This is a genomic window from Pseudoduganella sp. RAF53_2 (assembly GCF_052113985.1).
In the GTDB taxonomy this organism is placed as follows: Bacteria; Pseudomonadota; Gammaproteobacteria; order Burkholderiales; family Burkholderiaceae_D; genus Rugamonas.
Genome location: NZ_JBFRDW010000394.1, coordinates 1 through 5,612, shown reverse-complemented (window position 1 = coordinate 5,612; position 5,612 = coordinate 1). Strand labels below are relative to the sequence as shown.

6 protein-coding genes are annotated in these 5,612 nt (G+C 59.7%); 3 read left to right on the top strand and 3 right to left on the bottom strand.

Translation table 11 applies throughout. The annotated features are described in order from the left end of the window. On the top strand, positions 1 to 443 hold a 443-nt coding region (locus AB4Z11_RS21060), incomplete at its 5' end, for an aldo/keto reductase (RefSeq protein ID WP_442027450.1). 76 nt (positions 444 to 519) lie between these two features. Next, complete coding sequence (locus AB4Z11_RS21055; RefSeq protein ID WP_442027449.1) at positions 520 to 2,757, top strand: GH92 family glycosyl hydrolase; 2,238 nt, start codon at positions 520 to 522, stop codon at positions 2,755 to 2,757. Here the strand turns inward: AB4Z11_RS21055 and AB4Z11_RS21050 are convergent. Both AB4Z11_RS21050 and AB4Z11_RS21045 read right to left on the bottom strand, forming a co-directional pair. Then, positions 2,699 to 3,673, bottom strand: coding sequence for a Ca2+-dependent phosphoinositide-specific phospholipase C (locus AB4Z11_RS21050; RefSeq protein WP_442027448.1), 975 nt, complete (start codon positions 3,671 to 3,673; stop codon positions 2,699 to 2,701). The two genes, AB4Z11_RS21055 and AB4Z11_RS21050, sit on opposite strands and share 59 nt — an antisense overlap. Positions 3,674 to 3,687: 14 nt before the next feature. Beyond that, on the bottom strand, positions 3,688 to 4,671 hold the full coding sequence (locus tag AB4Z11_RS21045; protein ID WP_442027447.1) for a GlxA family transcriptional regulator: 984 nt from the start codon (positions 4,669 to 4,671) through the stop codon (positions 3,688 to 3,690). A gap of 119 nt (positions 4,672 to 4,790) precedes the next feature. Between AB4Z11_RS21045 and AB4Z11_RS21040 the strand changes: the two genes are divergently transcribed. Further along, positions 4,791 to 5,432, top strand: coding sequence for an HD domain-containing protein (locus AB4Z11_RS21040; RefSeq protein ID WP_442027446.1), 642 nt, complete (start codon positions 4,791 to 4,793; stop codon positions 5,430 to 5,432). Positions 5,433 to 5,434: 2 nt separating this feature from the next. On the opposite strand, the gene AB4Z11_RS21035 is transcribed toward AB4Z11_RS21040, so the two are convergent. Beyond that, positions 5,435 to 5,560, bottom strand: coding sequence for a hypothetical protein (locus tag AB4Z11_RS21035; RefSeq protein ID WP_442027451.1), 126 nt, complete (start codon positions 5,558 to 5,560; stop codon positions 5,435 to 5,437). Between the last annotated feature and the right edge of the window lie 52 nt (positions 5,561 to 5,612).

Sequence of the window (5,612 nt, the reverse complement as noted above, 5' to 3'; positions counted from 1 at the left end):
GGCCGGCGTCGCTCTTCTTTGCCGAAGCCAAAAAACGTGGCGTCGGAATCATCGYCCGCGTACCGCTCGCCTCCGGGCTGCTGACCGGGAAGATGAGCGCCGGCACCGTGTTCGCCGCCGATGACCATCGTGCATTCAATCGCAACGGCGAGGCCTTTGACGTCGGCGAGACCTTCGCCGGCGTGCCTTATGACGTCGCGCTGTCGGTTGTCGAAGAAGTCCGCGATCTGGTGCCGAATGGCATTCCGATGGCGCAGTTTGCCTTGCGGTGGATTTTGATGAACGATGCCGTCAGCACGGTCATTCCGGGTGCAAGAAATGCCATGCAGGCCCAGTCCAATAGTGGCGCGAGTGAACTACCCGCTTTGAGCGAATCAACGATGGAGGYGCTGCGCAGCATCTACGAAAAGCGCGTCGCTCCGTTCGTGCGCCACCGCTGGTAAATCGACAATTCAGCTAAAGAAAAGACTGTCCCCATATGCTACAGTGCTGCCCCATGTGCTGACATGAGGAATGGCTATGTTTGAAATCTCCCGCGCAATGCTGCGGACCTCGAAACAATGGGCGACGGTCATTTGCTTTGCTGTCCCAATCATGGCCGGCGCAGCACCCGCAGCGCCGGTCGATTGGGTTAACACCTACATCGGCACTGGCGGGCAAGGCGCCGATTACGGCGGCACCATGCCGCTGGTGACGACACCTTTCGGCATGACCAACTGGACCCCGCAAACGCGCCAGAACCGTATCAGCGTCAGCTCCTACGAATACCACGACCAGTTCATTGAAGGCTTTATCGGCACCCATCAACCGGCAATCTGGATGGGGGACTACGGCTACATCACGCTGATGCCGCAAGCGGGCGGTGTCGACTTCGCTCCGGAAAACCGCCGCCTGCCGTTTCGTCATGAAGATGAAACAAGCACGCCTTATTATTACGCGGTGACGATGGGCGCGGATGCCGCGCATCGCATCAAGGCCGAGATGACCGCCAGCGACCACGCTGGCTATCTGCGCTTTACCTATCCTCAGGGACGCAGCGCCAATGTGCTGCTTGAAGTCACGCGCCCCGGCATTACAGGCTATGTGAAGATCGACCCGGAACACCGCGAGATCGTTGGCTACAATCCGGACCGCATGGACGCGCATCTGGGGCCGATGAAACTGCCCAACTTCAAGGGCTACTTCGTGGCGCGCTTCCGCCAGCCGTTCAAAACGCAGAATACCTATTCCCGTACTTTCTCGCGTCCCGGCGAGATGGAACTCACGGCGGACAACGTCGGCGCCTATATCAGCGTTGAAGGCCAGCAGATCGAAGTCCAGGTCGGAAAGTCGTTCATCAGCATTGAGCAGGCGCGCCGCAATCTCGGCGCGGAAATGCCGTCATGGGATTTCGAAGGCGTGCGCGATGCCCTGAACGATACCTGGAACCGCAAGCTTGGCCTGCTCACCGTGCAAGGCGCCAGCGACGATCAGAAGAAGATCTTCTACAGCGCGCTATATCACGCGCTGCTGTATCCAAAGCAGTTCTCCGAACACGGCCACTATTACAGCGCCTTTGACGACAAGGTACACGAGGGCGAGTCTTACACCGCCTTCTCCATCTGGGACACCTACCGCGCCGAAAACAGCCTGCTGACCCTCGTGGCGCCCGAGCGCATCGACGGCATGGTCCGTTCGCTGTTGCAGAACTACCAGGAAGGCGGCTGGATGCCGAAGTGGCCGAATCCGTCCTACACCAACATCATGATCGGCACTCATGCCGATTCGCTGGTGGCCGAGGCAATCAACAAAGGTTTCAAAGGTTTCGATTATCAACTGGCCTATCAGGCGGTCTACAAGGACGCCATGGGCCCACCCGACGGCGACGTCACGCGCCGCTGGCTGGACCGCGAACCGGAAACGCCCTATGAAAGCAGGGCGGGCCTAAGCTACGCCCTCAAGCTGGGATACATCCCTGCGGATAAAGTGTCCGAATCGGCATCCAGCACGCTGGAAGAGTCCTATGACGATTACGCGGTGGCGCAAGTTGCCAAGGCGGTCGGCAAGGAGCAGGATTACCGCTACTTCATGCAGCGCTCGCAGAACTATAAAAAACTATTCAACCCGCAGACGCAATTCCTGCAGGCGCGTAACAGCGACGGCAGCTGGGCACATTTGAACGAGGGATGGACCGAAGGCGACCAATGGGTCTATCTGTTCTCGCCTCTGCATGACGTGCCGGGCGTAGTACAGCTGCTGGGCGGCGCCAAAGCAGCCGGCGCAAAGCTGGACGAGCATTTCAACGGCGGCCACAATCGCCACGACAACGAGCCAAGCCACCATTACGGCTACCTGTACAACTACGTCGGCGAACCATGGAAGACCCAGGCCCGCGTGCGCGCGCTCGCGGCCGAGGCCTACAGCAATACGGTCGAGGGCATTCTCGGCAACGAAGATTGCGGTCAGATGTCGGCCTGGTATCTGTTCACCGCCATGGGCTTCTATCCGCTGAATCCCGCTTCGGCGGAGTATGTGATCGGCAGCCCGCTGTTCGGCAATGTCACCTTGAAACTGCCGAACGGGAATAGCTTTGCGATCAGCGCGGCCAATAACAGCGAAAAGAACGTCTACGTGCAGTCGGTCACCTTGAACGGCAAGCCGCTCAGCGTGCCGGTCATTTCGCACGCGCAGATCGTCGCCGGCGGCAAGCTGGAATTTGTTATGGGGCCGGCGCCGTCGACGTGGGCGGCTGACTGGAAGCCGCGCCCGCTGCAGTAGGCATTGGCACGATGCGATAGCCATTCGCCTGCTGCGACATATAGTTGTAGTAGGCAGAGAGCTGCGTGCGATTGCCCATCTGCTGCGTGAAGGTTTCCTTGTCATCGCCCCAGACCCGGCCAATGAAGTGATTGCGCGCCACCGCGGCCRACGCAGCGCGGAAATCGGACTTCATATTGTGCATCACGATCAGGCCTGCACTGGCGGGATCGAAGCCACGCGGAAGCCCGTCAGCTTCGGCAGCCGATTCAGTCGGCGGCGATACGAAAACGAGTCCGCGCAAGCCCTGATCCTGCAGATAGCGCTGCAGGCCATTCCCGTTCAGGACCAGCAATATGCGCCCGCGCAGGTCTTGCGCCTTCGGCCAGCCGCCGATGCGCACCTTGTCGCGCAGGCTGCCGCTGCGCTGCGCGTGAAACTGATCCAGCTGGGCCGGGCTGTACAGTGAACTGCCCAGGATCTCATGCGCGAGATGGTCGAGGTCCTGCGGCATGCGGCCCGCCGACCAATCCTGCTTCTTATCGAGAATGACGATCAAAGGGAAGTGGTTCGGATTGGCGCGGCTCCAGTCGCGGATATTACCAAGGCAAGCGCGCAAGTCATTGCTTTCGCCGACGCAGCTGTTGTCGTTTCCGCTGGCGTGATCCGGACTGCCGTTATGGCGCACGAACCAGTGCTCAGGCAGCGCGTCACCTGCCGCCGTGTCGCGCTCATCCCAGATATCGATTTCGACGGTTTTGACGTGGACAAGCGCCGCAGTGTACGGCAACCCATGACTGTACTGCGGCTCATAGCAATTGTGGCAGGCCACCTGCGCAAGATTGTCCAGCGGCTGCTGCCACGCGGCCGGCGCCACATCGGCGTTGACGCCGCCGCCGATTCCAGCGGCGGCCACAATTGCGAATAACATGTTCATCTGATGTCCAGTCCTTAAGCTGCAAAACGCTCTGCATATTCTTTGGGCGTTACGCCGAAGCGCCGCGCAAACGCCTTCCTCAATACGTCGACGCTATGGTAGCCGCAACGGCGCGCGATGTCTTCCACTGAGCGCGCTCCCAGCTCAAGAGCGCGGCAAGCAGCTTCGAGCCGCACTTCTTCGACATATTTGGCCGGCGTCATATGCAACTCGCGCTGAAAGGTGCGTATCAGGGTTCTGACGCTGGTGGACAGGCGCTCGGCCAGAATGCCGGATGTGAGTTCGCTGGCAAGATGCTCGCTGATCCAGACCCGCAATTCATCCAGGCTGGGATTACTTGTTTGTTCCGAGCGAAGGGAAGCGCTGAACTGTGCCTGTCCACCAGGACGGCGCAAGAACAGTACAAGGCTTTTGGCAATGTCCAGCGAAGTCGCATCGCCCAGGTCTTCGCGCACCAGTGCAAGGGCCAGATCGATACCGGAAGATATGCCGGCGGAGGTATAGATATTCCCGTCTTTGATCCAGATAGGCGCGGGATCAACCTCAATCGACGGGAAGCGTTCAGCCATGCGCTGCGCCATGCCCCAGTGCGTCGTCGCTCTCCGTCCATTCAGAAGTCCGGCTTCGGCCAATGCGAACGCACCCACGCAGATGGAGCAAATTCGGCGGATTTTTGAGGAGCGGGTGCGAATCCAGTCGATGGCTGGCAGATCCATTCTGTCAATGGCGCTGAAGCCGGTAGCGATGATCAGGGTGTCGATCGGCGTGCGGTCACGGYGCTCCTCGTCCAGCGTTTTGTGCGCCTTGAGTCCGATGCCTGTTTCGCTCTCGAGGTCGAGCGATGGGCCTGCGCAAATCAGTTCCAGTTGATAAGGCTCGCCGCCATGCAGTTTATTTGCGTAGGCGAATACCTCCGCCGGACCGGTTACGTCGAGTGTGTCGACGGGCGGCAAACCAAGAATGACAACGCGTTTTCTGTTCAGGACCCGCTTTTTCATCGGAGCCTCCTGCTGATGTCGATGCCAGTATTTTGGCACAAATCATCTGAAGACAGTCATTTGTGCCGAAGGGTGCTTTCCTAGAATGACGTCAGAGCATTTTCAATTGCGGAGGAAATATGAATACAGTCGTTACGATCGGCGGGATTGCTGCGCCGGATTCGGCGTTGACCCGAAAAGCGGGCGCGCTCATCGAACGGGTGCATAGCAAGCCAATGTTGCACCACTTACACCGGACCTGGTGGTTCTCGGAATTTATCGGCAGGCGCCGGGGAATGAACTATGACCGGGAGCTTTTATACCTGGCGTCGATGCTGCATGACCTGGGCCTGACCGATGAATTCTCCGCCGACCAGCGTTTCGAGGTGGATGGTGCCGATGCCGCCAGCCGCTTCCTGCGGGATAATGCCTATCCGGAATCCAAGGCGGAGCTGGTGTGGGACGCGATCGCGCTTCACTCCAGTGCAGGCCTGGCCGACCGGCGCCAGCCTGAAGTGGCGCTCCTGCATTTTGGTGCGCACGTTGACGTCTTCGGTCTGCGCCTGGATGAAATCACGCCGGCTTTGGTCGACGAGACGCTGGAGCGCTATCCGCGTATCGGGATGAAGGCCGCCTTTACCGAAGCGATTGCCGGCGTGGTCCGAAAGAAGCCGCACACCGCGTTGGGCACGGGCCTGGCCGATATTGGCCATCGCCATGTCCATGGCTTCCAGTGCCCCGATATATGCGATCTGATTAACGATGCGCCATTTGACAGCTAGCATCAGCGCACGGTCAGCAGCAACACGCCGTGTGCCGGTACTTCGGCATCAATCTCGCCGGACGTTTGGGCCAGTGCGCGCTGGCGCCAGGCATCGCGCGCCTGGTAGGACTGGCCTGCCTTGTCCATGGCGTATTGCGCCGGGTCGAGGCGCAGGCGGCGGAAGGTATCGCCCATATTG